The 26,374-nt window shown below is 68.1% G+C and carries 21 protein-coding genes and 3 pseudogenes; 15 read left to right on the top strand and 9 right to left on the bottom strand.

Features of this window, described 5'->3' with window-relative positions; all coding sequences use genetic code 11:
• Nucleotides 1-13 precede the first annotated feature (13 nt).
• Both cobA and OUO20_RS11810 read left to right on the top strand, forming a co-directional pair.
• The gene (gene cobA, locus OUO20_RS11815) at nucleotides 14-1,276 is read left to right on the top strand and encodes a uroporphyrinogen-III C-methyltransferase (RefSeq protein ID WP_018769011.1); all 1,263 of its coding nucleotides are present in this window, start codon (nucleotides 14-16) and stop codon (nucleotides 1,274-1,276) included.
• 97 nt (nucleotides 1,277-1,373) lie between these two features.
• On the top strand, nucleotides 1,374-2,840 hold the full coding sequence (locus OUO20_RS11810) for an FAD-dependent oxidoreductase (RefSeq protein ID WP_134163943.1): 1,467 nt from the start codon (nucleotides 1,374-1,376) through the stop codon (nucleotides 2,838-2,840).
• Between the two features lie 72 nt (nucleotides 2,841-2,912).
• On the opposite strand, the gene OUO20_RS11805 is transcribed toward OUO20_RS11810, so the two are convergent.
• The 4 genes from OUO20_RS11805 to OUO20_RS11790 are packed head-to-tail and all read right to left on the bottom strand — an operon-like array spanning nucleotide 2,913 to nucleotide 5,321.
• Entirely contained in the window at nucleotides 2,913-3,251 is a 339-nt protein-coding gene (locus OUO20_RS11805) for an SRPBCC family protein (protein WP_268001783.1), read from the bottom strand.
• A complete protein-coding gene (locus tag OUO20_RS11800) occupies nucleotides 3,185-4,171 on the bottom strand; it encodes an SRPBCC family protein (RefSeq protein ID WP_268001782.1) in 987 nt (328 codons plus the stop codon). The genes OUO20_RS11805 and OUO20_RS11800 overlap by 67 nt, the downstream gene beginning before the upstream one ends.
• Before the next feature lie 28 nt (nucleotides 4,172-4,199).
• Nucleotides 4,200-5,027, bottom strand: coding sequence for a DUF1206 domain-containing protein (locus tag OUO20_RS11795; protein ID WP_018769014.1), 828 nt, complete (start codon nucleotides 5,025-5,027; stop codon nucleotides 4,200-4,202).
• A gap of 3 nt (nucleotides 5,028-5,030) precedes the next feature.
• Entirely contained in the window at nucleotides 5,031-5,321 is a 291-nt protein-coding gene (locus OUO20_RS11790) for a hypothetical protein (RefSeq protein ID WP_026265726.1), read from the bottom strand.
• A 160-nt stretch (nucleotides 5,322-5,481) separates the two neighbouring features.
• Between OUO20_RS11790 and OUO20_RS11785 the strand changes: the two genes are divergently transcribed.
• On the top strand, nucleotides 5,482-6,021 hold the full coding sequence (locus tag OUO20_RS11785; protein ID WP_018769016.1) for a hypothetical protein: 540 nt from the start codon (nucleotides 5,482-5,484) through the stop codon (nucleotides 6,019-6,021).
• An 87-nt stretch (nucleotides 6,022-6,108) separates the two neighbouring features.
• Here OUO20_RS11785 and OUO20_RS11780 read toward each other — a convergent pair whose 3' ends face one another.
• From OUO20_RS11780 to OUO20_RS11770, 3 genes are all read right to left on the bottom strand, one after another.
• Nucleotides 6,109-7,371: an AI-2E family transporter gene (locus tag OUO20_RS11780; RefSeq protein WP_268001780.1), complete on the bottom strand. Its 1,263-nt coding sequence runs from the start codon at nucleotides 7,369-7,371 to the stop codon at nucleotides 6,109-6,111.
• A 146-nt stretch (nucleotides 7,372-7,517) separates the two neighbouring features.
• Nucleotides 7,518-8,198 (bottom strand): FadR/GntR family transcriptional regulator, encoded by a 681-nt coding sequence (locus tag OUO20_RS11775; RefSeq protein ID WP_268001779.1) that lies wholly within the window; start codon nucleotides 8,196-8,198, stop codon nucleotides 7,518-7,520.
• 4 nt (nucleotides 8,199-8,202) lie between these two features.
• The gene (locus OUO20_RS11770; RefSeq protein ID WP_268001777.1) at nucleotides 8,203-9,426 is read right to left on the bottom strand and encodes an MFS transporter; all 1,224 of its coding nucleotides are present in this window, start codon (nucleotides 9,424-9,426) and stop codon (nucleotides 8,203-8,205) included.
• 213 nt (nucleotides 9,427-9,639) lie between these two features.
• Here OUO20_RS11770 and OUO20_RS11765 point away from each other — a divergent pair, with 213 nt between their 5' ends.
• Nucleotides 9,640-11,235: a CYTH and CHAD domain-containing protein gene (locus OUO20_RS11765; RefSeq protein WP_268001776.1), complete on the top strand. Its 1,596-nt coding sequence runs from the start codon at nucleotides 9,640-9,642 to the stop codon at nucleotides 11,233-11,235.
• 42 nt (nucleotides 11,236-11,277) lie between these two features.
• Here the strand turns inward: OUO20_RS11765 and OUO20_RS11760 are convergent, their stop codons facing one another.
• Entirely contained in the window at nucleotides 11,278-12,714 is a 1,437-nt protein-coding gene (locus OUO20_RS11760) for a PucR family transcriptional regulator (protein ID WP_018769021.1), read from the bottom strand.
• 168 nt (nucleotides 12,715-12,882) lie between these two features.
• On the opposite strand from OUO20_RS11760, the pseudogene OUO20_RS11755 reads away from it, so the two are divergent.
• Nucleotides 12,883-14,312, top strand: a pseudogene (locus tag OUO20_RS11755) (aminobutyraldehyde dehydrogenase).
• A 37-nt stretch (nucleotides 14,313-14,349) separates the two neighbouring features.
• Complete coding sequence (gene gabT, locus OUO20_RS11750; RefSeq protein ID WP_018769023.1) at nucleotides 14,350-15,720, top strand: 4-aminobutyrate--2-oxoglutarate transaminase; 1,371 nt, start codon at nucleotides 14,350-14,352, stop codon at nucleotides 15,718-15,720.
• Nucleotides 15,721-15,798: 78 nt separating this feature from the next.
• On the opposite strand, the pseudogene rarD reads toward gabT, so the two are convergent.
• A pseudogene (gene rarD / locus OUO20_RS11745) lies at nucleotides 15,799-16,802 on the bottom strand (EamA family transporter RarD).
• 119 nt (nucleotides 16,803-16,921) lie between these two features.
• Between rarD and OUO20_RS11740 the strand changes: the two are divergent.
• The 9 genes and pseudogenes from OUO20_RS11740 (at nucleotide 16,922) to OUO20_RS11700 (ending at nucleotide 26,221) form a co-directional block, all read left to right on the top strand.
• Nucleotides 16,922-17,917, top strand: coding sequence for a DNA topoisomerase IB (locus tag OUO20_RS11740; RefSeq protein WP_134164166.1), 996 nt, complete (start codon nucleotides 16,922-16,924; stop codon nucleotides 17,915-17,917).
• Between the two features lie 75 nt (nucleotides 17,918-17,992).
• Complete coding sequence (locus OUO20_RS11735; protein WP_268003423.1) at nucleotides 17,993-19,420, top strand: FAD-dependent oxidoreductase; 1,428 nt, start codon at nucleotides 17,993-17,995, stop codon at nucleotides 19,418-19,420.
• A 43-nt stretch (nucleotides 19,421-19,463) separates the two neighbouring features.
• The gene (locus OUO20_RS11730; protein ID WP_268001775.1) at nucleotides 19,464-19,778 is read left to right on the top strand and encodes a DUF4304 domain-containing protein; all 315 of its coding nucleotides are present in this window, start codon (nucleotides 19,464-19,466) and stop codon (nucleotides 19,776-19,778) included.
• 54 nt (nucleotides 19,779-19,832) lie between these two features.
• Nucleotides 19,833-20,438 (top strand): TetR/AcrR family transcriptional regulator, encoded by a 606-nt coding sequence (locus OUO20_RS11725; protein WP_134163934.1) that lies wholly within the window; start codon nucleotides 19,833-19,835, stop codon nucleotides 20,436-20,438.
• A complete protein-coding gene (locus OUO20_RS11720) occupies nucleotides 20,438-21,709 on the top strand; it encodes a glycosyltransferase (protein WP_268001774.1) in 1,272 nt (423 codons plus the stop codon). The genes OUO20_RS11725 and OUO20_RS11720 overlap by 1 nt, the downstream gene beginning before the upstream one ends.
• Nucleotides 21,710-21,742: 33 nt before the next feature.
• Nucleotides 21,743-23,103, top strand: a pseudogene (locus OUO20_RS11715) (GAF domain-containing protein).
• A 123-nt stretch (nucleotides 23,104-23,226) separates the two neighbouring features.
• Nucleotides 23,227-24,750: an acetaldehyde dehydrogenase ExaC gene (gene exaC, locus OUO20_RS11710; RefSeq protein WP_018769031.1), complete on the top strand. Its 1,524-nt coding sequence runs from the start codon at nucleotides 23,227-23,229 to the stop codon at nucleotides 24,748-24,750.
• A 41-nt stretch (nucleotides 24,751-24,791) separates the two neighbouring features.
• Nucleotides 24,792-25,814, top strand: coding sequence for an alcohol dehydrogenase AdhP (gene adhP / locus OUO20_RS11705; RefSeq protein ID WP_268001772.1), 1,023 nt, complete (start codon nucleotides 24,792-24,794; stop codon nucleotides 25,812-25,814).
• The gene (locus OUO20_RS11700) at nucleotides 25,814-26,221 is read left to right on the top strand and encodes a DUF779 domain-containing protein (RefSeq protein WP_026265729.1); all 408 of its coding nucleotides are present in this window, start codon (nucleotides 25,814-25,816) and stop codon (nucleotides 26,219-26,221) included. The genes adhP and OUO20_RS11700 overlap by 1 nt, the downstream gene beginning before the upstream one ends.
• Nucleotides 26,222-26,374 lie beyond the last annotated feature (153 nt).

The raw sequence follows: 26,374 nt of genomic DNA, 5'->3' as shown, positions 1-26,374 counted from the left end.
CTACCGTTGATTCATGGCAATTCAGGACATTTACCCCACGGCGCTGCGGCTGCTCGGCCGCCCGGTGCTGGTGGTGGGCGGCGGCCCCGTTGCCGCCCGCCGCGCCAAGGGGCTGCTCGACGCCGGGGCCGTGGTCACCGTCGTGGCTCCGGTTGCCTCGCCCGCGCTGCTGGAGATGGCCGGCGCCGGCCTGCTCACCTGGGAAGCGCGGCCCTACCTTTCCAGCGACGTCGACGGCGTGTGGTTCGTCCAGACCGCCACCGGCGATTCCGCCGTGGACGCCCAGGTGTCGGCCGACGCCGAGGCACAGCGCGTTTGGTGCGTCAACGCCTCCAACCATGAAGCTTCCGCCGCCTGGACTCCCGCCGTTGCGGAGGTCGACGACGTCAAGATCGCCATCAACGCCGGCGGCGACCCGCGGCGGGCCATGGCCGTGCGCGATGCCGTGGCCACCGCCCTCGAAACCGGCGACCTGCCGCTGCGCCGCCGCCGCGCACACCAGGGATCCGTCGCGCTGGTTGGCGGCGGTCCCGGCGATACGGGCCTCATCACGGTCCGCGGCCGCCGTCTCCTGGGCCAGGCCGACGTCGTGGTCGCCGACCGCCTGGGCCCCCGCGGACTGCTCAACGAACTCGCCCCGGACGTCCGGATCATCGAAGTCGGCAAGACCCCCGGCCACCACCCCGTTCCGCAGGCTGGGATCAACCGGATCCTCGTCGAGGAAGCCCTCAAGGGACACCGCGTTGTCCGGCTCAAGGGCGGGGACCCCTACGTGCTGGGCCGCGGCGGCGAGGAAGCCGAATACTGCCGCCAGCACGGCGTCGAGGTTGAAGTGGTCTCCGGCGTCACCTCGGCAATCTCCGTTCCCGCAGCAGCCGGCATTCCCGTCACCCACCGCGGCCTGGCCAAGGGCTTCAGCGTGGTCACCGGCCACGAGGAACTCTCCGAGGTACCCGCCCGTCCGGACCACACGATCGTCCTGCTCATGGGCGTCGGCCAGCTGCGCGAATCCGCGTCCGCGCTGGGCGAAGCCGGCCTGCCGCAGGACACTCCGGTTGGTATCGTGGAAAACGGCTATTTGCCGGACCAGCGCGTCACCATTGGCACGCTCGGTTCCATCGCCGACCAGGCCCAGGCGGCCGGCGTCGCAAATCCTGCCGTGATTGTCATCGGTGACGTGGTGCGCGTAAGCCCCTTCGCGCCGTCGCACTTCAAAACCGCTGACTACAGCACCACCACCCCGAACAGCCCCCGCAAGACCGTCCTCACCACCTAGCCCCACCCAACTGACTGGCAGTTGTTGTCGTTCTGAGCCGTCAAAACGACAACAAATGCGAGCCAGTTGGGCCGGAACGAAGAAAAGGAACACAGCCGTGTCATCCAGCACCACCGTAGGATCTGCTGCGCGTCCGCTGCGCGTCGCCGTCGTGGGCTCCGGCCCGGCCGGCGTCTACGCCGCCGACATCCTCACCAAGAGCGAAGCCGTCAAAAGCGGCGAGCTGACCGTCAGCATCGACCTCTTTGACCGCTACCCGGCACCCTACGGCCTGATCCGCTACGGCGTGGCCCCGGACCACCCCCGCATCAAGGGCATCGTGAACGCCCTGCACAAGGTGCTGGACCGCGGCGACATCCGCTTCTTCGGCAACGTGGACTACGGCACGGACCTCACCATCGAGGACCTCCGGACCCATTACGACGCCGTCATCTTCGCCACCGGCGCCATCAAGGACGCGGACCTGAACATCCCCGGCATCGAGCTGGAGGGCTCGTTCGGCGGCGCCGACTTCGTCTCCTGGTACGACGGCCACCCCGATGTCCCGCGCGAATGGCCGCTCGAGGCCAAGGAAATCGCGGTGATCGGCAACGGCAACGTGGCCCTGGACGTGGCCCGCGTGCTGTCCAAGCATGCCGACGACCTCCTCACCACCGAGATCCCGGACAACGTCTACGCGGGCTTGAAGGCTTCCCCGGTCACCGACGTGCACGTCTTCGGCCGCCGCGGACCCGCCCAGGTCAAGTTCACCCCGCTGGAGCTGCGCGAGCTGTCCCACTCCAAGGACGTGGACATCATCCTGTACCCGGAGGACTTCGAGTTCGACGAGGAATCGGACCGCCAGATCCAGACCAACAACCAGACCAAGACCATGGTGGGCACGCTCACCAACTGGATTGCCGAGCAGCCCGAGGACGTCTCCGAGCTCAAGGCGTCCCGCCGCCTGCACCTGCACTTCCTGCACAGCCCGGTGGAGATCTATGACGACGCCGAGACCCCGGGCAAGGTGGCCGGCATCAAGTTTGAGCGCACCGAGCTGGACGGCACCGGCAACGCCCGCGGCACCGGCGAGTACGTGGACTACCCGGTCCAGGCCGTCTACCGCGCCATCGGCTACTTTGGTTCCGCCCTCCCGGACGTGGAGTTCGACCACAAGAAGGGCGTTGTGGTGAACGACGGCGGCCGCGTCCTGGACTCCGACGGCAACCACGTGCCGGGCATCTACGCCACCGGCTGGATCAAGCGCGGGCCGGTCGGCCTCATCGGCCACACCAAGGGCGACGCCCTGGAGACCGTCACCTACCTGCTGGAAGACCGCGAAAACCTTCCCGTCGCTTCGGCACCGGAGGAGGACGCCGTCACCGAACTCCTCGACGCACGCGGCGTGAAGTTCACCAGCTGGGAAGGCTGGCTGGCGCTGGACGCGCACGAACTCGCACTGGGTGCAGCTGCCACTGAGGCCGGGGGATCGCACGGCGTGGAGGTCAAGCGTGAGCGCATCAAGGTGGTGCCGCGCGAGGACATGGTGGACATCTCCCGCGACGGTGTGGCCGCGCAGGTCTAACGCACGGATTCAACGCACCATCAGACAGGAACCGCGGGGCCATTGGTCCCGCGGTTCCTGCTTTAATATGCCCTAATCCTGTTGCTTACCAGCGCCGCCAACGGCCATCAGCTCCAGGCGCCGCAGGGTCTCCCGGTTCCGCGCCGAAATCAACGGGTCCCGCAGGAATTTCGGCATCAGCCTGCCGGGCCCGCGGATGGCATCCTCGGCGATGGTCACCAGGCACTGGTCGCCCCGGTCCTCCAGCGTGATCTCCACCTTGGCCTCGCCCATCGGCCAGCCCCGCGCCACCAGTTCCAGCGAGCGGCCTGGCTCGACGGCCGCCACACTGGTGCTGTCATCAATCACCAGCGGCCAGGCGCCCACGGAGTGGTGCAGCCGGGAACCCTGCCGGGGCCATTCGGCGTCCACGTCCCTGATCCGGGATGCGCCCACCACCCAGCCGGAATACAGCCAGCCGTCGGCGATGACCCGCCAGACGTCGGCCGCGGGGAGGTGAACAGCTGCGAGACGGTGGACATGGAGTTCCTTCCGGTTCCGGTCATGCTTTGGTGGGGTGCTTCGGCGGACCCCGTCGGGTGTCCGGGGTCCTTCAAGTGTCCGACGGCGGGAGGTGCGGGCCGCCGTGCGGCCCGGTAGGACGGCTTCCGCAGGCGGCGGGTCCAGGCGTACGTCCGGGCGCCCGGCGGCTGGTTCTCAAGGGGGTCGAAACGCAGCGGGATGTCCGCGGGGTCCGCACCCGCGTTCAGCCGCAGTTCACCGCACGCCCGCCACGGCCCTCCGGGTTTGGCCCAGGACAGTCCCAGCACCCATTCGCCGGAGGCCGGCGACCCCGAAGGCAGGTTCAGCGTCCGCAGTCCCAACAGCACCGGGCCCGTCCGGCCGCGGTACGGCATCAGCGTGGTCAGGGTGGCTCCCGCAATGTCCAGCCGCGGCATCAGGAGGAACCTGCCCGGCAGTCCCCAGCCGGTGGAGGCAAACAGGACGTCCGCGGGGTTGGTACCGGAGGCAGCGGCAGGGGTCGAGGAACCGGCGGAAGCACTGGTCGGCGAAACCCGGAGCGCCAGGCCCAGGATGTCCGGCAGCGCCTGCGGCAGGCCCAGGGACCGTGAAAAGCGGGCCACCACCGGGTCGGTCCCCGGGGAATCGAGCCAGTCGATGCCGCTGGGCTGTGCGGGGTTGCCGGTCCTGGTGAGCTGTCCGGCCAGGCCCAGGCCCTGGGGGTGGATAGGCCGGTCCGGCCGCGCGAGTTTGAGGAGCCGGAAGAGGGCGGCAAAGGCCTGCCCGGCACTCCCGGTGACGGTGGAAAGAACGCGCGGCTGCTGGGTCATACTTCCTTCCTACCCATAAAGCGGCGGACTACATGCGCCCGAACCGGGCCCGGATCAGCGCGAAGATCCCGTAAGCGATGAAGCCGGCGCCAATGGCCACCAGGAGGGTGGGCCCGAACGGGTGGTGCTGCAGGGCCTTGAGGCTGCCGTCCAGGCCGGTGGATTCCTCGGGCCGGTGCTTGGCCGCGGCGATCACGAACAACAGGCCCGTGAGGTCCAGCGCTATCCCTTTGGCCACATGGCCGGTGACGCCCAGGCTGTCGATAAGCCTGCCGCGCCGGGTGCCGTCGAAGTGGAACAGCTCCTCCTTGAAGCCGCGACGGATTCCCTTGACGATGAAGTAGATGCCGATGCCCAGGATGGTCAGGCCCAGCGCCACCAGGACCCACGGCCCCAGGGGGTTGGCCATCAGGCTGGCACTGAAGTCCCGGGTGTTGTCTCCCGAGTCGCTGCGCTGGCCCAGGGCGAAGCCGGCGAACGTAAGGCCCACACTGCCGTATGCGATGGCCAGGAATCCCGAGGAGACCAGCTTGGCCAGCCGTTCCTTGCGTGCCAGGCTCCGTGCGCGCAACGTCGCTTCGCTGGCCTGCCACAGGGCAAGGCCCAGGCATGCCGCCACGCACCCCCACATGACCACGGGTCCCCACGGGTTGTCCGCGAGCTGGGCGATGGCGCCGGTGGGTTCGGCATCGCCCGGATGGCCGAGGGCGATGGCAACGGCGATGGCCCCAACGATGATGTGCAGCACCGCCATGACGGCAAATCCGGTGCGGGCCAGGACGTCCAGGGCCTTGTGGTTGGACGCCTCCTCGACAGCGTCTGCTGCCTGGCTGAGGGTGGAATCGCCGTCGGACATGGTTCAGCCGTTCATGGGCCCTTCGGCCCTCAGCTTCTCCGCGCCCGGTCCCTCCACGTGCACGGTGCAGCGGACCACCAGCTGGCCCGGGGCGTTGTCCAGTTCCACCAGGGAATCGTCCGCGCTGAGGACGGTGAACACCTCGGACCCGGTGACCGCCTCCACGCCCTTGGCTTTGGCGGTTTCCCGCGCATTCCTGAGCGCCTCGCGCTGCAGGCCGTCCACGTAGCCGCCGTCACTTTCACGGGCGGGGTCCCCGAAGGCCCAGCCGAACAATGTTCCTGTTTTTCCCATGGCGACGATATTACGCGGTTGCCCCCGCCCGGGACGGGGTTTCGTAATATTAGTAAGTGTGCTTACCATGGGCGCACCATACCTCGATGGAACAGGCAAGCGAAGTCCGCTGCACAGCGGCAAAACCCGGAACCAGTTCACAACGTTAGGAACGCACATCATGGCAGGAAACCTCATTGCCCGTTCAGTTCACGACCTGACCGCGGCAGCATGGTTTGGCGGATCACTCATGGGCGCCATCGGACTCAACGGCGCGGCGGCCCAGGCCAAGGACCCCGCCGAGCGCACCCGGCTTTCCAGTGCCGGCTGGATGAAGTGGGCGCCGTTCCAGACGGCGGCTTTCGCCTCCCACCTGGTGGCGGACCTCGCCATCGCCTGGGAGAACAAGGGCCGCATCGCCAAGCAGGAGGGCGTGGCCCGCGACACCGTCATCAAGACGGCGGTCACCGTGGTGGGCGCCGCGGTGACCCTGTACTCGGGCATCCTGGGCAAGAAGGTGGAAAAGCTTGCCGGTGAAGGCGCCGAAGGCGCAACGGAGCCGCACGGCGCGGCCTCGGACGAATTGAAGACGGCCCAGCAGCAGCTCAAGCTCCTGCAGTGGGCCATCCCCGGCTTCGCTGCCCTGGTGATCATCCTCGGCGCCAAGCACGGCGAGATGCAGCGGCCCAAGAACGTGTTTGCAGGCCTCCGCGGCGAGTAGGGCGGACGCGCAGTAAAGCTGACGACGGCGGCCCGGCACGTAAGTGCCGGGCCGCCGCCGTGTCCGGGGTGCTTGGGGCGGAGTCCGCTAGACCGGTTGCGTATTGGCCGGGGGCAGGTCCGGGTTCATGTCCTTCAGGTCCGGGTCCTCGGCTGTCCACACTTGGATGATGGCCCAGGCCACCGCCGCCAGCGGCACGGACAGGACCGCGCCCACGATCCCTGCCAGGATGGTGCCGGCAGTCAATGCCATGAGGATCACCAGGGCATGGAGCTGAAGTGACTTGCCCATGACGACCGGCTGCAGGAGGTCGCCCTCCAGCTGGTTGACCGCGACGACGACGGCCACCACAATGAGGGCCACCACCGGCCCGTTGGCAACAAGCGCCACGAGGGCGGCCAGGATGCCTGCGACCGTTGCCCCCACCAGCGGGATGAAGGCGGTAATGAAGACGATGATGGCCAGCGGAATGGCCAGCGGTACCTGCATGATCAGCAGCGCCGCACCGATGGCCACTGTATCCACCAGGGCCACGATCGCGGTGCCGCGGACGTAGCCGCCCAAAACCTCGAGCGTGCGGCGTCCGGACCGGCGCAGCTTGGCTTCACGCTGGCCGGAGAAGGGGCGGAGGAAGAAGTCCCAGATCTTGGCGCCGTCCTTGAGGAAGAAGAACAGGATGACCACCATGAGGCTGGCCCCGGCAATAAATTCGGTCACCACGGACAGCCCGGTGACCGCGCCGGAGCGGACCTGGCTGCTGGTGGCAAACTGAACCACCGCCTCCCGTGCCTGGTTGAGCTGTTCCTGCTCGATGGGGATGGGCCCCGTCAGCAGGAACTGCTCCAGCTCGTCGAGGCCGGAGGAGGCCTGCGCCGCCAGTTCGCCCCACTGGTTCCGGACGGAGAAATAGATGACGGTGGACACGCCGGCCAGGATCACCAGCAGCGCCACGAACGCCATGCCGGTAGCCAGGCCGCCCGGTATCCCGCGGCGGCGGAGCATGTTCACGAACGGGCCGATCGCTGCTGCCAGGATCAGGGCGATCAGGGCGGGGATCACCAGGAGCTTGATCTGCATCAGTGCGAAGACGGAGACGGCGACCACCAGAACAACCAGCAGAACCTGGGCTGCGCGGGTGCCTGCCCTGCCCAGGCCGTCAGACCAGAGCGCGCCCGGCGGCCTGGAGCCCGATGCTTTCCCGATGGTGCCTGCGCGCTGACCCTGGCGGGCTGCACCGCCCGGCCGCCCGGCATCGGCATGTGCCCCATCGGCAGCCGCTGCACCGTCCTGCGCCTGCCGGAGGGGCTCGTTGCCCAGCTCTTGATCACTAAGGCGTGTTGATCGCGCCATGGGTACTCCTCATCGTCCGGAGGGTGCCCTGCGCCACGGGATGCGGCGCAGGGCAGAACAACCTTCGTCAGATGGTAAGCCTACTGATGGTTTGGGGGTGCGGAAACCCCGGAGCGGGCCCTTCCCCGCAGGGTGTGCCGCCGGGACTACTCGGCCAGCCACTCCGCGCAGGAGTTCAGGTTCCGGTTCACCGTGGCGACGGCAGCGTCCTCATCGCGCCGCTCGATCGCAGCGAGCAGCGTCTCGTGGCCGTCCCGCGGAAGCCCGTTGAAGCCGGGCCGGCGCTGCTGTGTGAGGAGATCCTGGTGGAACGCGGTTCCGAAGCTGGCGTAGAGCTCGTGCAGCAGCGGGTTCCCGGACGCCCGGGCGATGCCTTCGTGGAAGTGCCAGTCGGCGTCCGCCCAGGCTTCGACGTCCCCGTTGTTCCAGGCCTGGTCCCGGTTGGCGAGCAGGGCACGCAGGGCCGTGACGTCGTCGTCCGTGGCATTGCGGGCGGCCAGCCGGGCCGCCTGGGTGTCCAGGCCCAGCCGCACCTCAAGGATGTGCTGCTCGGTGTGGTCCTGGTACATCCGCTGCGCGGCGCCGGACATCTCGCTTGTGGCGCGCACATAGGTGCCGTCCCCGCGCCGGACCTCCAGCATGCCGCCGTGGGCAAGGGCCTTGACCGCTTCACGGAGGGTCCCGCGGGAGACGCCGAGCCGGGCCATGAGTTCCGGTTCGGGCGGGATGCGCTGGTTCAGGGCCCACTCGCCGGAGTGGACCATCCCGCGCAGCTTGGCCGTGACTTCGGCGGCGAGCGGCGGCCGGACTGACGGGCTCAGGGACATGGCGTTACTTCCTTCCATCCGCAGCCCGGACCGGAGCTGCCCCTGCGGGCTTTCCGGTCATGGCGCGGCCGGTAATCAGGTGGGATACCACAATCTGTACCAGGGCCAGTGCCAGCAGCAGCACCAGCGGCAGGATCCAGCCGCCCGTGGCGCTGTGCAGCAGGCCCATGCCGAACGGGCCCACCGTGGCCAGCAGGTAGCCCGACGACTGGGCCAGCGTGGACAGTGCAGTGGTTTCGGCGGTGCTGGTGCCGCTGCGGCTGATCATGACCATCACCAGCGGGAAGATGCCCAGGCCAAAGCCCAGCAGGACGGCGGGGACGGCTGCCAGCTCCACGGGAAGGACCAGGAGCGCCAGGATTCCCACGGCCATGGTGATACTCACCAGGTAGAACGCCGGGCGCAGCATCCGCGGGCGGGAACCGATGGCGATCAGCACCATGCCCGCCGGAACCGAGACCAGCTGCATGAGCCCGAACATCAGTCCGCTGTCCGAGGCACTCAGGCCCATGGTGGTGAGCATGTACGGAAACCAGCTGAGCAGGGCGTATGCGAGCAGGGCCTGAAGGGCAAAGATCGCGGTGAGGAGTTGACCTTTGCGGGTCCGCAACAGCGGCCAGGGGGACACGCGCAGGCCCGTGGCCGGGGCGGCGTTGCGGTGCGCGTGCAGTGCCACGGGCAGGAACCCCAGGAAGGCGGCCACGGCAGCGATGCCCACGGCGCCCACCGCGGCGGACGGGGATCCGAGGGCTTGGGCCAGGGGTACGACCAGGACGGAGGTCAGGGTGCCACCGGTGGTCATGGTCACGGTGTAGACGGCGGTCATGAGCGAGGTGCGGGAGGCGAAGTGCTCGCGGATGAAGGACGGCATGGCCACGTTGCAGATGGCCAGTCCGGACATGCCCACCACGCTGCCGGCCACGAGCATGCCGGTGGCGGGGATGCCGCGCAGCAACAGGCCGCCGGCCAGCAGGGCCAGCGACAGCAGGATGGCTTTCTCCACACCCACCTTGCCGCTGAGCCAGGACGTCGCGGCGCCGGCCACCGCGAAGCAGAGTGTGGGAATCGACGGAATGATGGCCGCCACCAACGCCCCGTAGCCCAGTACCGACTGGAGGTCGTGCAGCAGGGCTGACGCCCCGGTGATGCCCGCGCGGAGGTTCAGCCCGATCAGCACCAACGCAATGACACCGAACACGACGGCGGAGCGTGGCTTGGCAGGCGCCATGCCGGGTGCCGGCGCGGCGGGGGCTGCGGTGGGCGCCTGGATGCTTGCGGGCGGGGAAGCGGGGGAGTGGCGGACATACCCTCCACACTAAAGGTTAGACGTTTGATGTTTGCGCTTTTGTGGCCAACCTCTCCCGGTCCGGCGCCGCTGCAATAGACTGCCAACGGACTGTCGGAGGGCCTGGCGCGGACCAGGTGGTGCGGAAGGACGGCTGTGGAGGCTTCCCGGGGACTCGAGATCGAGAAAAAATACGACGTCGACACTGGCGCCGCAGTGCCCGCATTGGAGCAGGCGGCAGGGGTGGCCCGCATGGGCAAGCCGCATACCGATCTCCTTGAAGCGGTCTACTTCGACACGCCAAAGCATTCCCTCGCCGCCCGGCGCATCACCCTCCGCCGGCGAACGGGCGGGAAGGACGCCGGGTGGCATCTGAAGCTGCCACCCCAGGCCGCCGCCGCAGCCGGGGAAGGCCCGCAGCAACGCACGGAACTGCACGCACCCCTGGGCCGCCCGGACGTGGTCCCGGACGCCCTGCTCACCCACCTGCATGCCTACCTCAGGGGTGCCGTCCCGGTGCCGGTGGTCCGACTGCACACGCGGCGCACCACCTACCCCCTGTACGGTGACGACGGCGTGCACCTCGCCGACCTCGCCGACGACCAGGTCACCGCCGAACGGCTGCAGGATGGGGCCGCAGCCACCCGGCAGCAGTGGCGCGAGTGGGAACTGGAACTGGTCCACGGCGACCCAGGCCTCTTTGGCCCGGTGGAGGAACTGCTTGCCGCTGCCGGCGCCCGCCCCGCAGGCCATGCCTCCAAGCTGGCCCGCGCACTGGGACCGGGCAAGGCGGCCGGAACGCGGACCGCCGGCAGCGGGGACGCCGCCGGCCCCGCCGGCGACGAAGGCAGCCCGGCGCTGCTGGCGGGAAAGCGTGCCCCCGCAGCCGCCGTCGTCACCGTGTACGTGGGGGCGCAGATTGAGCAGATCCTTGCCACCGACGCCGCTGTCCGGGACGAGGAGCCGGAGGCGGTCCATGCCATGCGCTCGGCAACGCGCCGGATCCGCTCGGTCCTGGGCGCCTACGGGAGGCTGTACCGGGCGTCGCCGGTGCGCAAGCTGCGGAGCGAACTGAAGTGGCTGGGCCAGCTGCTGGGCCGGCCGCGCGACGCTGAAGTCCTGCGGGAGCAGCTCCGCGGAGAGCTGGCCGGGCTGCCGCCCGGGGACGGTGTTGCGGGAGCAACGGCAGGGCTGGAACAGCGCACGGCCGCCGATTACGACGACGCGTACCGGCTCCTGCGCGAAGCCCTGGGAACGGAGCGCTACTTCCGGCTCCTGGACAAGCTCGAGGACTTCCGGGACAACCCACCGGTGCGGGCCGAAGCGGTTACGCCCGGCCGGCGGGCGGCGGCAAAGGCGGTGGACAAGGCCGCCAAACGGCTGCGCCGCTCACGCAAGGCTGCCAAGGGGGCACGGCGCGGCAGGGAACAGGAACTTGCCCTCCACCGTGTCCGCAAGGACGCCAAGCGGCTGCGCCACGTGGCCGAATCAGCCGCGCTGGTGCATGGCAAGCGTGCGGGCAAGGTGGCAAAGGCCGCCCGCCGGCAGCAAAAGATCCTGGGCAGGTTCCAGGACGCCGCAGTGGCCCGCGACCTGCTTGCCGGTGTCGCCGCCGACAACACCGACGCGGCCGCCGCAGGCATCTATGCCCACCTGCTCAGCCGGCAGGAAGAACGGATGCTGGCAGCCCGGGCCGGCTTCCGGAAGGCCTGGAAGAAATCCCGCGACCTGTTGGGGCACGGCGTCATCTGACCCGGCAGCAGGGCGCTGCCGGCCCCTTTTCCGCCTCCCTGCCTACCGGCCCTGGCGGGCCGACAACCGGGCCACGGCCAGGGCGAGCCACAGCTGCACGCGGTCGGCGGTGACCGCGGGGTCGTACCCCGTCAGTTCGGTGATCTGGGCCAGCCGGTAACGGACGGTGTTGCGGTGCAGCGTGAGCTCCTCCGCCACCGCGGCCACCGAGCCGTTGTTGTTCAGGTAGCTCTCCAGCGTGGCCATCAGCTCAGAGCCGTGTGCGGCATCGAAGGACCGCAGGGGGTTCAGTGATTCGTGGGCCATATCCGCCAGCGGCACATCCTCGCTGGCCAGCAGCAGCGACGTCAGGCTGAGCCGCTCGGGTTCGTTGACGGGCAGGCCGTGGCTGGCGGCGTCCCGGGCCTCGAAGTAGCTCCAGCGCAGGCCGTTCGGCTTGGTGTACGCCCCGCCGATGCCGATCGTGGCGTGGATCCCGGCTTCGGCGAGGTGGTCGCTGAGCTTCCGTGCCAGCGCCGGCGCCGTCCCGCCGTCGTCATTGACCACCAGTACCAGGTCCTTGCCCACGACGGCGGCAACGGCCTTTTCCAGTTCCAGCGGCACCGAGGTGCTCCCCAGGGCCTTGCCATGGGCGGCCGAAACAGCGAGCAGCACCACGTTCTTGCGGGTGCTGTTCACGCCCACGCCGGCCAGGCGGCGCTGCGCCTCGCTGGTCTCCAGCGCGCCGTGGATCACGTCTTCCAGCACCTGGCCGCAGAGGGCACGCTGGGCCTGCCGCTGCTTGACCATGTTGTTCAGCTCCACGCTGATCAGGTTCTGCGCGTAGCCAATGATCCCTGTGTCCTCGAACGGCTGGCGCACCCACAGCGTGCACGCATCGCGCCGCCCGGTAGGGACGGGATAGCTGGACCAGGTCTCCGCCGACGGGCTGGCGGTGCTGCTGTTGTACAGCTGCGCCGTGAACTGCGTGAGCGCGATGTCGGTACGCAGCATGCCCCCCAGGTTCTTCAACAGCTCGGAAAGTCCGCCGCCGGTCAGCAGCGCCCGCGCCAGCACCTGGTGCCCTGCGATCAGCCGTTCCAGCTTGGCGTAGTGGTCCGCCGACTGCGCGTCCGCCACCAGCTTGGTGATGGCAATGAAGGGAGTCTCGTACGGCACCTCCACCACGGGCAGGCCCCAGCGGTTGGCCTCCGCCAGGAGGGCCGGCGGCACCGCCTCATGCGAAAGGCCCACGCCGAAACCGATGCCCACCGCGCCGGCGCGCTGCACCTGGCGGACAAAACGGCGCTGCTCAGGGGCAGAACGCAGCCGCAGGCCGGTGGTGAGGACCAGCTCGCCGCCGTTGAGGAACCGCTGGGGATCCTCCAGCTCCGTGACGGCAACCCAGTTGATGTCCTGGTTCCAGGTAGTCTCCGCCACGCCCGCCTTGGACAGCTTCAGGGAGGACACGCCCACCAGGGCAGCAAGGGAAATGGCCATGAAGCAAGGATAAACGTGAGCTGGGCAACCGCACTAAACCTCTTTGGCAAGGGTGTGCAGGTGGCTATTCACCCCGCTTGGGCGCTGGCATAGGCTCAAGGCAGTTCCATCCATCCGTCGTGGTCTCCGCCCGGCCGCCGATGGCCCTTACGAAAGAGGTTGCACACCGTGGTCCAAACCTTGCAGAACTTCATCAACGGGAAGTTCGTCACCCCCGCCGGCACCACCCTGCTGGACGTGGTCAACCCCACCAACGGCGACGTGGTGGCGCAGGCCCCCGTTTCCGTGCAGGCGGACGTCGATGCCGCCATGGCGGCTGCCAAGGACGCCTTCAGGACCTGGAAGCATGTCACCCCGGGCCAGCGCCAGCTGATGCTGCTCAAGCTCGCCGACGCCATCGAGGCCAACAGCGACGAGCTCGTCGAAGCCCAGCACCGCAACACCGGCCAGGTCCGCTCCCTGATCGCCTCCGAGGAAGTGGCTGCCGGCGCCGACCAGCTCCGCTTCTTCGCCGGCGCCGCCCGCATCATGGAAGGCAAGTCCGCGGGCGAGTACTTCGAGGGCCACACCTCCTACGTCCGCCGCGAACCCATCGGCGTAGTGGCCCAGGTGGCGCCCTGGAACTACCCGTTCCTGATGGCCATCTGGAAGATCGGCCCCGCGCTCGCGGCCGGCAACACCGTGGTCCTGAAACCGTCGGACACCACCCCCGAATCAACCCTGGTCCTGGCACGCCTGGCCGGCGGCATCTTCCCGGCCGGCGTGCTGAACGTGGTGCTCGGCACCGGCGAAACAGGCGCCATGATGGTGGAGCACAAGGTCCCCGGCCTGGTGTCCATCACCGGTTCCGTGCGCGCCGGCATCGCCGTTGCCTCCGGTGCCGCAAAGGGCCTGAAGCGTGCGCACCTGGAGCTCGGCGGCAAAGCCCCGGCCATCGTGTTCAAGGACGCCGACATCAAGAAGAGCGCCGCGGCCATCGCCGAGTTCGCCTTCTTCAACGCCGGCCAGGACTGCACCGCCATCACCCGCGTGCTGGTGGAGGAGTCCGTGCACGACGACGTCGTGGCCGCCATGGTGGAGCACACCAGGACCCTGCACACCGGCTCGCAGAACGACGAAGACAACTACTTCGGCCCCCTGAACAACGTGAACCACTTCAACGCCGTCACGTCGGTGGTGGAGAACCTGCCGGCCAACTGCCGGATCGAAACCGGCGGCCACCGCGCGGGGAGAAGGGCTACTTCTTCGAACCCACCATCATCACCGGAGCAAAGCAGACCGACGACGTGGTGCAGAAGGAAACCTTCGGCCCGGTCATCACGGTGCAGAAGTTCAGCACCGAAGAAGAGGCAGTGGCCATGGCCAATGACGTGGACTACGCCCTGGCCTCCAGTGTCTGGACCACCAACCACGGCACCGCCATGCGGCTGAGCCGCGACCTGGACTTCGGCGCCGTCTGGATCAACACCCACATCCTGCTCACCGCCGAAATGCCGCACGGCGGCTTCAAGCAGTCCGGCTACGGCAAGGACCTCTCCATGTACGGCGTGGAGGACTACACGCGCATCAAGCACGTGATGTCCGCCCTCGACGCGTAAAACCACCCACCGCCAGGCTTCAAAGAAAGGCCTTCCCATGACCACCACCGCATCAGACATCACCTACCGCCTGGAGCAGAAGCGCAACGTCCAGGCCGACTTCCCGGGCCCCAAGTCCGTGGCACTGACCGAACGCCGCAAGTCCGTGGTGGCTGCCGGCGTCGCCTCCAGCGTCCCGGTCTACGTTGCAGACGCCGACGGCGGCATCATCCACGACGTCGACGGCAACTCCTTCATCGACCTCGGCTCGGGCATCGCCGTGACCAGCGTGGGAGCGTCCGATCCCGCCGTCGTCGGCGCCGTCAAGGAAGCGGTGGAGCACTTCACCCACACCTGCTTCATGGTCACCCCGTACGAAGGCTACGTGGCGGTCGCCGAGCAGCTGAACCGCCTCACCCCGGGCGACCACGAAAAGCGCACCGTCCTCTTCAACTCCGGCGCGGAAGCAGTGGAAAACGCCGTCAAGGTGGCCCGCCTGGCAACCGGCCGGGACGCCGTCGTCGCCTTTGACCACGCCTACCACGGCCGCACCAACCTGACCATGGCGCTGACCGCCAAGGCCATGCCGTACAAGACCAACTTCGGACCGTTCGCTCCCGAGGTCTACCGCATGCCCATGAGCTACCCGTACCGCGAGGAAAACCCCTCCATCACCGGTGCCGAGGCCGCCAAGCGTGCCATCACCATGATCGAGAAGCAGATCGGCGGCGACCAGGTGGCCGCGATCATCATCGAGCCCATCCAGGGCGAGGGCGGCTTCATCGTTCCCGCCGAGGGGTTCCTGCCCGCGCTGGCCGCCTGGGCCAAGGAAAAGGGCATCGTCTTCATCGCGGACGAGGTCCAGTCCGGCTTCTGCCGCACGGGCGAATGGTTCGCAGTGAACCACGAGGGCGTCGTCCCGGACATCATCACCATGGCCAAGGGCATCGCCGGCGGCATGCCGCTGTCCGCCATCACCGGCCGCGCCGACCTGCTGGACGCCGTCCACCCCGGCGGCCTGGGCGGCACCTACGGCGGCAACCCGGTGGCCTGCGCCGCGGCGCTGGCCTCCATCGGCTCCATGGAGGAGTACGACCTGAACGGCCGTGCCCGCCACATCGAGGAACTCGCGCTGGGCCGGCTCCGCGGCCTGCAGACTGAACTGGCCGGCTCCGGCACCGCCGTGATCGGCGACGTCCGCGGCCGCGGCGCCATGCTCGCCGTCGAACTTGTCCAGGCAGGGTCCAAGGAGCCGAACCCGGAACTGACCAAGGCTGTTGCCGCCGCCTGCCTCAAGGAAGGCGTCATCATCCTCACCTGCGGCACCTACGGCAACGTCATCCGCCTGCTGCCGCCGCTGGTCATCACCGACGAACTGCTGAACGACGGCCTGGATGTCCTCGCCGCCGCCATCAAGGCCAACGCCTAACCGGAACGACTCCCTCCGGCAACGCAAAGAAGGTGGGCTCCCGGTTGGGAGCCCACCTTCTTTGTCATCGGACGCTTTCTAGGCGGCCTGGCGGAGCGCTGCCCGGCGGGCCACCGAGTTCCTGCGCGCCGTCCGCAGCATGTCCAGGGTCAGCAGGAGCAGTGCCAGCCACACCACCCCGAACCCCATCCAGCGCGCCACGGTCATGGCCTCCCGGAACACCAGCAGCGCTACCAGGAACTGCAGCACGGGGGCAAAGTACTGCAGCAGCCCGATGGTGGTCATGGGCAGCCGCCGCGCGGAGGCGCCGAAGAAGAGCAGCGGAACGGCGGTGATCACGCCGGACGCCAGCAGCAGCCAGAAGTGCCCGGGCCCCTGGGAAGTCAGCGTGGAGCTGCCGTTCGCGGCCAGGACCACCATCGCCACGGCGGCCAGCGGCGCCAGCACCATGGTCTCCACGCTGAGGCTGGTGATGGCGTCCACCCTCGACCCCACCCGGTTCTTGACGAAGCCATACAGGCCGAAGCTGAACGCCAGCGTCAGCGCAATCCACGGCAACTTCCCGTAGGAGTAGGTGAGGACGCCCACGGCCACGAAGCCCACGCCCACCGCGGCCCACTGGAGCGGACGCAGCTTCTCCTTCAGGACCAGCACGCCGAGGAGCACCGAGACCAGCGGGTTGATGAAGTAGCCCAGTGACGTTTCCACCGCCTGCCCGGTGGTCACGCCGTAGGTATAGGTCAGCCAGTTGATGGCGATCAGGAAAGCAGCCAGCGCCAGGGAACCAAACACGCGGCGGTCCTTCAGCGCCGCAGCCAGCACCCCCACGCCCGGGTGACCGTGATCAGGAGGGCGCAGAACAGGAGCGACCACACCACGCGGTTGGCCACGATCTCGACGGCGCCGGCCGGCATCAGGATGAAGAAGTACAGCGGGAGCAGCCCCCACAAAACGTACGCGCCGATGCCGAACAGCATTCCCGCCGTCGAATCCCCGGCGACTGCCTTGGGACCCGCGGGCACCGCATCACCTGCCGTGGAGCGTGACGTGGGGGAGGTGGCTACGGGGGTTCCTTCTGGCATGGGCACGCTTTCCATAACAGCAGCCCGCGGGCAGGTATTCCGGGACGCAGGCGGGAAAACCGGAAAATAGTCAGTAGGCTTTCTTTCATGACATGTGCCCGTACCCCGCAGCCGGCCCCATGAGGCTCCGGCGCAGCAACGCCTCGGGCCGCGGCTACCGCAGGGTACCGGCAGGCAAAGGCTTCAGTTACCGGGACCTGGACGGCTCCACCCTGCCGCCCGGTCCCGTCCGTGACCGGCTGGAGAGCATCGGCATCCCGCCCGCGTGGACGGACGTCTGGATTGCCCCGTTTGAGAACGGCCACATCCAGGCCACCGGGGTGGACGCGGTGGGCCGTCGCCAGTACATCTACCACCCGGAGTGGCGTGAGCGTAAGGATCGGGTGAAGTTCGACCGGTCCCTCCAGCTGGCCGAATCGCTGCCCGCGGCACGCCGCATGGTCACCATGGACCTGCGCAGCGATGGCTTCACCCGCGAGCGGGTCCTGGCGGCCGCGTTCCGGATGCTGGACAGCGGATCCCTGCGCGTGGGGTCCGAACGCTACACCAATGAAAACGGCAGCCGGGGCCTGGCTACCCTGCTGTGCGCCCACGTCCAGGTCCGCAAGGACCGCATCCTGCTGCGCTTCCCGGGCAAGAGCGGCAAGGACTGGGAATCGGAGATCCGCGACCCGGACCTCGCCGTCGTGCTGCGCCTCCTCAAGCGCCGCGGGCCCAACGCCCGGCTCCTGGCCTACAAGGAGGGCAGGACCTGGCGTCCGGTCACCAGCGCGGACATCAACGCCTACGTGAAGGAGCGGACCGGATCGGACTTCACCGCCAAGGATTTCCGCACCCTTCGCGGGACGGTGGCCGCGGCGGCAAGCCTTGCCCGGACCGGCCCCCAGCGCACGGCGGCCAAACGGAAACGGGCCATCAGCCGGGCCATGCACGAGGCCGCGGAGACGCTGGGCAACACACCCTCCATCGCCCGGAAGAGCTACGTGGACCCCCGCGTCCTGGACCACTTCCATGACGGCGAAACCATCGATCCAAAGCGCCTGGACTCGGCGGAGGCCGAACTCCGGGCACTCCTGTACCGCGAAGGCAAGGTGGTGGCCCTGGCCGCCAACTAGAATGGGGGACTGTGCGCTGCATGACGCGGCGCAGTCTCATAAAACGTGAGCAGGACCAGTTCAGAAGGGCTCCCGGTGTCCAACAAGAGCGAAACCGCCAACCGTCCCCTCCGCGTCGCCATCGTCGGCGCAGGACCGGCAGGAGTCTATGCTGCGGACATCCTCACCAAGTCCAGCGGGGTGAAGGACGGCGACTTCCAGGTCAGCATCGACCTCTTCGAGGCCTACCCCGCGCCCTACGGACTGATCCGTTACGGCGTGGCCCCGGACCACCCCCGCATCAAGGGCATCGTGAACGCCCTGCACAAGGTCCTGGACCGCGGGGACATCCGGTTCCTGGGCAACGTGACCTACGGCCGGGACCTTACCCTGCACGATTTCCGGGCCTTCTATGATGCCGTGATCTTTTCCACGGGCGCCGTGAAGGACGCGGACCTGGACATTCCCGGCATCAACCTCCAGGGCTCGTTCGGCGGCGCCGACTTCGTGTCCTGGTACGACGGGCACCCCGATGTTCCCCGGGAATGGCCGCTCGAGGCCAGGGAAATCGCCGTCATCGGCAACGGCAACGTGGCCCTGGATGTGGCCCGCATGCTGATCAAGCACCCCGAGGAGCTGCTGAGCACCGAGATTCCGGACAACGTCTACCAGGGCCTGAAGTCCTCGCCCGTCACGGACGTCCACGTTTTCGGCCGCCGCGGACCGGCCCAGGTTAAATTCACCCCGCTGGAACTGCGCGAGCTGAGCCACATGGACGACGTGGACATCGTCCTGTATCCGGAGGACTTTGAATTCGACGAGGCCTCGGATGAGGCCATCCGCAGCAACAACCAGGTCAAGACCATGGTGAACACGCTCACCAATTGGCTGGTTGAGGAGCACGCGGAGTCGGAGAGCCCCTCCTCCCGCAGGCTGCACCTGCACTTCCTGCACAGCCCCGTGGAAGTGCTCGACGACGGCACGGGCAGGGTGGGTGGCATCAAGTTTGAGCGCATGCAGCTGGACGGGACCGGCAACGCCAAGGGCACCGGGGAGTACGTCGAATACAACGTCCAGGCTGTCTACCGGGCCATCGGCTATCACGGCTCCGCCCTGGACGAACTGGAGTACGACGCCAAGCGCGGCGTCATCCCCAATGAGGGCGGACGCGTCCTGGATGCCGACGGGAACCCCGTCCCGGGCATCTACACTACGGGCTGGATCAAGCGCGGACCCGTCGGGCTCATCGGCCACACCAAGGGCGATGCGCTGGAGACCATCGGCTTCCTGCTGGAGGACCGGCCGAACCTCCCCGCTGCACAAAACCCGGACCCGCTGGCCATCATCGACTTGCTCGAGGAACGCGGTATCGAATACACCACCTGGGAAGGGTGGAACAAGCTCGACGCCCATGAGGCTGGACTCGGGGCCGCTTGGACCGGACCCGAAGGCCTGGACCACGTGGTGCGCGAACGGATCAAAGTGGTGCCGCGCGAGGACATGATCCGCATCTCCCGCGGCTGACTCCGGCCGCACTCCACCAGCAGGTGGTTACTTAGGGAGGGCCATGAGCAGGAACGTCATTCAAACCACTTTTGACGGCTTCATGAAGGGTGCGGGATTCTCGAAGCACAGCGGATCCTGGTACCGCGACACCGATGACGTGATCACTGTGGCCGAATTGCAGAAATCGCAGTATGGACTGCAGTACTACGTGAACATTGCACTGTGGCTGCGCCCTCTGGGAGAGGCGAAAACCCCCAAAGAGCAGGCCTGCCACTTTCGCAGCCGCCTCTCACTGCTTGTTGGAAGCGCGGACGGGCAGCTGGAGGCTCTGGCCGTGAAGGGGCCATCTGATGGGTCGGGCGGGCCCTGGTTGTAAACCTGGCCCTGTGACCTCTGGCCTCAGAGCCGTATTCAAGTTAGTCTGATTAACATGAATATGGCGGGAACCCGTGCCTACGACTCCCGGAAGCGTGCGGCCTCTGCCGCCGCAACCGGGCGCCGGATCCTGCAGGCAACGCTGGACCTCTTCATGGAGGGGCCGCTCGCCGGCGTGACGCTGAACGCCGTTGCTGAACGGGCCGGGGTGACCGTCCAGACCGTCATCCGCCGCTTCGGCGACCGCCCGGGCCTGATCCACGCCACGGCGGAATTCGCGTCAGCGCAGGTTGCCGGCCAGCGCGGTGCCGCTCCTCCCGGCGACGTACCCGCCGCCGTCGACAATCTCCTGGAACACTACGAAACCACCGGCGCCCTGGCCCTGAAGATGCTGGCCGAGGAGGAAACGTCCCCTGTCCTCGCAGAGATCACCGAAGGCGGCCGGCAGCTCCACCGGCAGTGGTGCGAACGCGTCTTCGCGCCCTTCCTCGCAGATGACTTCCTGCCGGACGGGGTAGAGCGGAAGCGCCGCCTTGCCCAGTTCGTCGCCGTCTGCGACGTCTACACCTGGAAGCTGCTGCGCCTCGATGCCGGGCTCAGCCGCGACCACGTGGCCCACTGCCTGCTCGAAATGCTGGAACCCTTCATCCGGAGGCCCTGATGTCCACCGTCCTTGCCTACACCTCTCCCGCCATCGGCCACCTTTTCCCCATGGTCCCGCTGCTCCAGGAGCTGAAGGCCCGCGGCCATGGTGTCCACGTCCGTACCCTGCGCCGGCAGGTCCCGCTGCTCATGGAGGCGGGGTTCCATGCCGGACCGGTGGATGACCGGATACTTGCGGTCGAGGCCACTGACTACCGCGCCAACAACGCGAAGGCGGCCCTGGCTTCCAGCGTGGAGACCTTCACGGCCCGCGCCCGGTTCGACGCCCCGGACCTGCAGCAGGCCATTGATGACGTTCGCCCGGACCTGCTGCTCATCGACATCAACGCCTGGGGAGCCCGCATCCAGGCCGAATCCTCGGGGCTGCCGTGGGCCACCTTCAGCCCCTACACCCCGCCGCTCCAGTCGAGGGGAACGCCGCCGTTCGGACCCGGGCTTGCCCCCATGTCCGGCCCGCTGGGGAGGGCCCGTGATGCACTGGCCCGCCGCCTGGTGACCGGCGCCGTGGAAAAGCTGATGCTGCCGCACATCAACGCGCTGCGGGCTGAGCTGTCCGCCGGCCAACTGCCACCCGTCAGCGGTGCGGACGAGATGTTCCGCACCGCGCTGCTGATGCTTGTGGCCACGTCGCAGCCGTTCGAGTATCCCCATCCGGACTGGGGGCCGGACGTGCGGATGATCGGCGCGCTCGGCTGGGAACCGCCCGCGGAGCCTCCCTCCTGGCTCGGGGATGGCCAGGACCCCGTGGTCCTGGTGACCACATCCTCCGAATACCAGGCCGACGAAGCCCTGGTACGGGCGGCGCTGGCCGGCCTGGCCGCTGAACCCTTCACCGTGGTGGCCACCCTGCCGGCAGCGGACACCGGGTCCGCCGGGGCGCACCGGGCATCCGGCGCCGAAGCCTTTGCGTCCGTCCCGGCCAATGCCCGGCTGGAACACTTCGTGCCGCACGGTCCCGTCCTTGACCGCGCCGCCGTCGCCATCACGCACGGCGGCATGGGGGCGACGCAGAAGGCGCTCGCCAAAGGGGTGCCCGTGGTGGTGGTTCCGTTCGGCAGGGACCAGCACGAGGTGGCGGCGAGGGTGGTGGCCGCCGACGCCGGGGTGCGGCTGAGCCGGAAGCACCTCACCCCGGAAAGGCTCCGCGCCGCCGTCCACCAGGCCCGGACCAAGGCGCCGGGGGCGCGGCGGGTTGCGGAGGGCTACGCTGCCGCGGGTGGAGCAGTGGCAGGGGTGGATGCGCTGGAGGAACTGGTACGGCTAGACTAGCCGCGCCAGAAGCCTGCACTTTCCGGGAGTTCGATGACGAACCTGCTCCAGCCTGAACCGCGCCAGCGCGCCGCGCTGGCAGGTCACGAGCGCCTGGACGGTGCCATTCCAGAGATGCCGGGCCTGGGCGATGCCACGCCCGAAATCCCCGGCCTGCGCAAACTCATCAGGGAATCGTGGCTACGGTCCGCCGGCTTCAAAGCCAATCCTGACAATGCGGCCGCGCCGCTTGCCTTCGACTGGGACGAGCTGGAGGACTACCGCCGGCAGCACCCCTTGCAGCGATCATGCCGGTCATCAACAAACTCCTGGTCCAGCCCAGCCATGACAGCGGCCTCCTGGTGGCCGTAGGCGATGAGGTGGGCAGGCTCCTGTGGGTGGACGGCGACCCCACGCTCCAGCGCCGCGCCGAAGGCATGATGTTCGTCCCCGGTGCCGACTGGTCCGAGGCCAGTGTTGGCACCAGTGCCCCGGGAACGGCCCTGGCCCTGGGCAAGGGGATCCAGATCGCCGGCGCCGAGCACTACCAGCGGGCCGTCCATCCCTGGAGCTGCACCGCCGTCCCCTTCCACGACCCCGATTCAGGCGCCGTGCTGGGCGTCGTGGACATCACCGGGACAGCCACCGCGGTGGCGCCGCATACGCTGTCGCTGGTGGAGGCCACCGTGGCGGCCGCGCAGGCGCAGCTGCGGGTGGAGCGCCTGCAGCGCGCGGCGGAGCTGGCCAGGAAGCCCGTACGACGGCGGTCCCCGGCGTCCGCCGGCAGGCAGGGCCAGGGTGCCAAGGAAGGCAGCCTCTACCGGAACAGCCTGCAGCTGCTGGGCCGCGACCAGGCGCTGCTCAGCCTGGGCGGCAGGACGGTTTCGCTGTCCGCCCGGCACAGCGAGATCCTGGCCCTGCTCAGCACCCACCCGGACGGGCTCACCGCGGAGGAACTCAGCTCTCTGCTGTATCCCGGGGACGGCCCTACCATGACGCTGCGCGCCGAGATGGTCCGCCTGCGCAAGGTCATCCAACAGCTTTCCCCGGACGCTGTTCCCGGCTCGCGCCCCTACCGGCTGCCTGTCGACCTGGTGCCGGACACCGGCCAGGTGCTTAGTTGCCTGCAGCGCGGTGCACACCGGATTGCCCTGGAGATTTACCGCGGCGGCGTGCTCCCGCGCTCCGAGGCGCCCGGCATCATCGAGCTGAGGAACAGGGTCTCGTCCCTGCTCCGGGAGGCCGTCCTCACGGATGGAAGTGCCGAGTCCCTGCTCAAGTACGCCGCGCTTCCCGAGGCAAGTGACGACGTCGGAATCCGCCGCGCCGCGCTCCGCCTCCTGCCGCCGCGCTCACCCAAGCGGGCCGCCGTCGTGGCCGACCTGGAACGGCTGGAAGCCGAACTGCGCGCCTGACAACGCCCCCTGTGACACCGGCCACAGGCCTGCAACCTGGCTGCAACCTGCCAACTCCTACGCTGTCTCCAACGGCGAACGGCCCCTGGGGCCCGCCTTCTGCACAGCAAAGGAGCTAAGCACATGACCGTTTACGCACAGCCGGGAACCGACGGTTCGAAGGTCACCTTCAAGGATCGGTACGAAAACTGGATCGGCGGGGAATGGGTGGCCCCCGTGAAGGGGCAATACTTCGACAACATCACTCCGGTGACGGGCAAGGCGTTCTGCCAGGTGGCCCGCGGCACGGCCGAAGACATCGAACTGGCGCTGGACGCGGCGCACAAGGCGGCACCGTCCTGGGGCAAGACCTCAGCAGCGGAACGTGCCGCCATCCTGAACAGGATCGCCGACCGCATCGACGAAAACCTGGAAATGCTCGCCGTCGCCGAAACCTGGGACAACGGCAAGCCGGTCCGGGAGACCCTGAACGCGGACCTGCCGCTGGCGGCGGACCACTTCCGCTACTTCGCCTCAGCCGTCCGTGCCCAGGAAGGCAGCCTCTCCCAGCTGGACGAGAACACCACCGCATACCACTTCCACGAACCGCTCGGCGTGGTGGGCCAGATCATTCCCTGGAACTTCCCCATCCTCATGGCCGTCTGGAAGCTGGCACCCGCGCTCGCCGCCGGAAACACGGTGGTGCTCAAGCCCGCCGAACAGACGCCAAGCTCCATCCTGGTGCTGGTGGAACTCATCGGGGACCTGCTGCCCGCCGGCGTGCTGAACGTGGTCAACGGCTTCGGCGTGGAGGCCGGCAAGCCGCTGGCCTCCAGCTCCCGGATCCGGAAGATCGCGTTCACCGGCGAGACCACCACCGGCCGGCTGATCAGCCAGTACGCCAGCCAGAACCTCATCCCCGTCACCCTGGAACTGGGCGGCAAGAGCCCGAACATCTTCTTCAACGACGTTGCCCAGGAGAACGACGCGTTCTACGACAAGGCCCAGGAAGGTTTCGCGCTGTTCGCCTTCAACCAGGGCGAAGTCTGCACCTGCCCGTCCCGGGCGCTGGTGCAGGAGGACATCTACGACTCCTTCATGGCGGACGCCGTGGCCCGGGTAGAAAAGATGGTCCAGGGCAACCCGCTGGACACCGATACGCAGGTTGGTGCACAGGCCTCCAACGACCAGTTGGAGAAGATCCTGTCCTACATTGACATCGGAAAGCAGGAAGGCGCCAGGATCCTCACCGGCGGCGCCCGCGCCGAACTCCCGGGCGATTTGGCGGGTGGCTTCTACGTCCAGCCCACCGTGTTTGAGGGCCACAACCGGATGCGGATCTTCCAGGAGGAGATCTTCGGGCCCGTGGTGGCGGTGACCAAGTTCAGCGACTACAACGACGCCATGGGCATCGCCAACGACACCCTCTACGGGCTGGGCGCCGGTGTCTGGTCCCGCAACGGCAACGTGGCCTACCGCGCCGGCCGGGAAATCCAGGCCGGCCGTGTCTGGGTCAACAACTACCACGCCTACCCGGCGGGTGCCGCCTTCGGTGGCTACAAGTCCTCGGGCATCGGCCGTGAAAACCACGCCATGATGCTGGACCACTACCAGCAGACCAAGAACCTGCTGGTCAGCTACGACGAAAACAAGCTGGGCTTCTTCTAGGCCAGCACTACCCCCGCCACAACGACTCAAGGATTTCGCCAATGACGACGACAATGCAAGCAGCAGTAGTAAACGAATTCGGTGCCGACCTGTCCGTCCAGGACGTCGCCATGCCGGTACCCGGGCCCGGCCAGGCACTGGTCAAGGTCTTGACCACCGGCGTATGCCACACCGACCTCCACGCAGCAGAGGGGGACTGGCCGGTCAAACCCGCCCCACCGTTCGTTCCCGGCCACGAGGGCGTGGGAGAGGTGGTGGCACTGGGTGAAGGCGTCACCGACCTCCGCATCGGAGACGTGGTGGGCAACGCCTGGCTGTGGTCCGCCTGCGGCGACTGCCAGTACTGCCGCACCGGCTGGGAGACCCTCTGCGAGGCCCAGCAGAACGGCGGCTACACGGTGGACGGGTCCTTCGGGGAGTACATGCTCGTGGACTCACGCTTCGCGGCGCGCATACCGGCGGGATCCGACCCCGTCGAGGTGGCGCCGGTACTCTGTGCCGGCGTCACCGTCTACAAGGGCCTGAAGATGACCGAGACCCGGCCGGGGCAGTGGGTCACCATCTCCGGCATCGGAGGGCTGGGGCACATCGCCGTCCAGTACGCCGTCGCCATGGGCCTGCGGGTGGCCGCCGTGGACGTCGCCGACGACAAGTTGGCCCTGGCCAGGGCCCACGGAGCGGAAGTGACCGTCAACGCGCTGCATGAAGATCCGGTAGAGGTGATCCAGCGTGAAACAGGAGGGTGCCATGGGGTGCTGGTTACGGCGGTGCATCCGTCAGCGTTCGGACAGGCCATTGGCATGGCCCGCAGGGGCGGCACCATCGTGTTCAATGGACTGCCTCCGGGGGACTTTCCGGCGCCGATCTTCGACATCGTGCTCAAGGGGCTGACGGTCCGCGGTTCCATCGTCGGAACCCGGCAGGACCTTGAGGAAGCGCTGGATTTCTACGCCAGGGGAAAGATCCGCCCCACAGTGTCCGTCCGGGAGCTCTCCGAGGTCAACGCCGTCTTCGATGAGATGAAGCACGCCAAGATCGACGGCCGCGTGGTGCTGAGGTTCTGATGCCGGACCACGGGATGGACGCCGCCGTGACGCTGCCCGGGGAAGACTTTTCCCGGGTGGCGCTCACGCCGGCGGCCGTGGACCTGCTGCGGATGCTCTGGGACCGGCACGGACCGCTCATGTTCCACCAGTCCGGAGGCTGCTGCGACGGGTCCTCACCCATGTGTTACCCGGCAGGGGACTTCATCACGGGGGACTCGGACGTCCTGCTGGGGCTGTTCGACCTGTCCGACGGCCTGCAGCCACTTCCGCTGGAGTTCTGGATGTCCCGGGAACAGTTCAATTACTGGAGCCACACCCACCTGACCGTGGACGTTGTACCGGGCCGGGGGAGCGGCTTTTCGGTGGAAGCGCCGGAGGGCAAACGCTTCCTGATCCGGTCAACGCTGATGGACTGGCCTGCCTAGCAAGTTCGACGCTTTACGCCTCGGGGCTCTCCATTAGGAGGGCCCCGAGTGCGTTGGCGGAAGAATATTCGGCGCAGAGGCCGTCTCACTATTCGGGACGATTGGGGCCGTCCAGTGGATGGACACTATCGTTGATAGGTCTGTTTCCATCAC

The sequence above is a fragment of the Arthrobacter sp. FX8 genome (assembly GCF_026723805.1).
In the GTDB taxonomy this organism is placed as follows: Bacteria; Actinomycetota; Actinomycetes; order Actinomycetales; family Micrococcaceae; genus Arthrobacter.
This window is presented reverse-complemented; position numbering and strand designations above follow the sequence as displayed.

Coding starts and splice junctions, on each gene's coding strand:
- OUO20_RS11700 (WP_026265729.1), top strand. CDS start 25,814: ATGCCGGACCACGGGATGGACGCCGCCGTGACGCTGCCCGGGGAAGAC.
- OUO20_RS11775 (WP_268001779.1), bottom strand. CDS start 8,198: ATGTCCCTGAGCCCGTCAGTCCGGCCGCCGCTCGCCGCCGAAGTCACG.
- OUO20_RS11800 (WP_268001782.1), bottom strand. CDS start 4,171: ATGACCCAGCAGCCGCGCGTTCTTTCCACCGTCACCGGGAGTGCCGGG.
- OUO20_RS11720 (WP_268001774.1), top strand. CDS start 20,438: ATGTCCACCGTCCTTGCCTACACCTCTCCCGCCATCGGCCACCTTTTC.
- OUO20_RS11740 (WP_134164166.1), top strand. CDS start 16,922: ATGAGGCTCCGGCGCAGCAACGCCTCGGGCCGCGGCTACCGCAGGGTA.
- gabT (WP_018769023.1), top strand. CDS start 14,350: ATGACCACCACCGCATCAGACATCACCTACCGCCTGGAGCAGAAGCGC.
- OUO20_RS11795 (WP_018769014.1), bottom strand. CDS start 5,027: ATGTCCGACGGCGATTCCACCCTCAGCCAGGCAGCAGACGCTGTCGAG.
- OUO20_RS11770 (WP_268001777.1), bottom strand. CDS start 9,426: ATGGCGCCTGCCAAGCCACGCTCCGCCGTCGTGTTCGGTGTCATTGCG.
- adhP (WP_268001772.1), top strand. CDS start 24,792: ATGACGACGACAATGCAAGCAGCAGTAGTAAACGAATTCGGTGCCGAC.
- OUO20_RS11725 (WP_134163934.1), top strand. CDS start 19,833: ATGAATATGGCGGGAACCCGTGCCTACGACTCCCGGAAGCGTGCGGCC.
- OUO20_RS11760 (WP_018769021.1), bottom strand. CDS start 12,714: ATGGCCATTTCCCTTGCTGCCCTGGTGGGCGTGTCCTCCCTGAAGCTG.
- OUO20_RS11790 (WP_026265726.1), bottom strand. CDS start 5,321: ATGGGAAAAACAGGAACATTGTTCGGCTGGGCCTTCGGGGACCCCGCC.
- OUO20_RS11730 (WP_268001775.1), top strand. CDS start 19,464: ATGAGCAGGAACGTCATTCAAACCACTTTTGACGGCTTCATGAAGGGT.
- exaC (WP_018769031.1), top strand. CDS start 23,227: ATGACCGTTTACGCACAGCCGGGAACCGACGGTTCGAAGGTCACCTTC.
- OUO20_RS11780 (WP_268001780.1), bottom strand. CDS start 7,371: ATGGCGCGATCAACACGCCTTAGTGATCAAGAGCTGGGCAACGAGCCC.
- OUO20_RS11785 (WP_018769016.1), top strand. CDS start 5,482: ATGGCAGGAAACCTCATTGCCCGTTCAGTTCACGACCTGACCGCGGCA.
- cobA (WP_018769011.1), top strand. CDS start 14: ATGGCAATTCAGGACATTTACCCCACGGCGCTGCGGCTGCTCGGCCGC.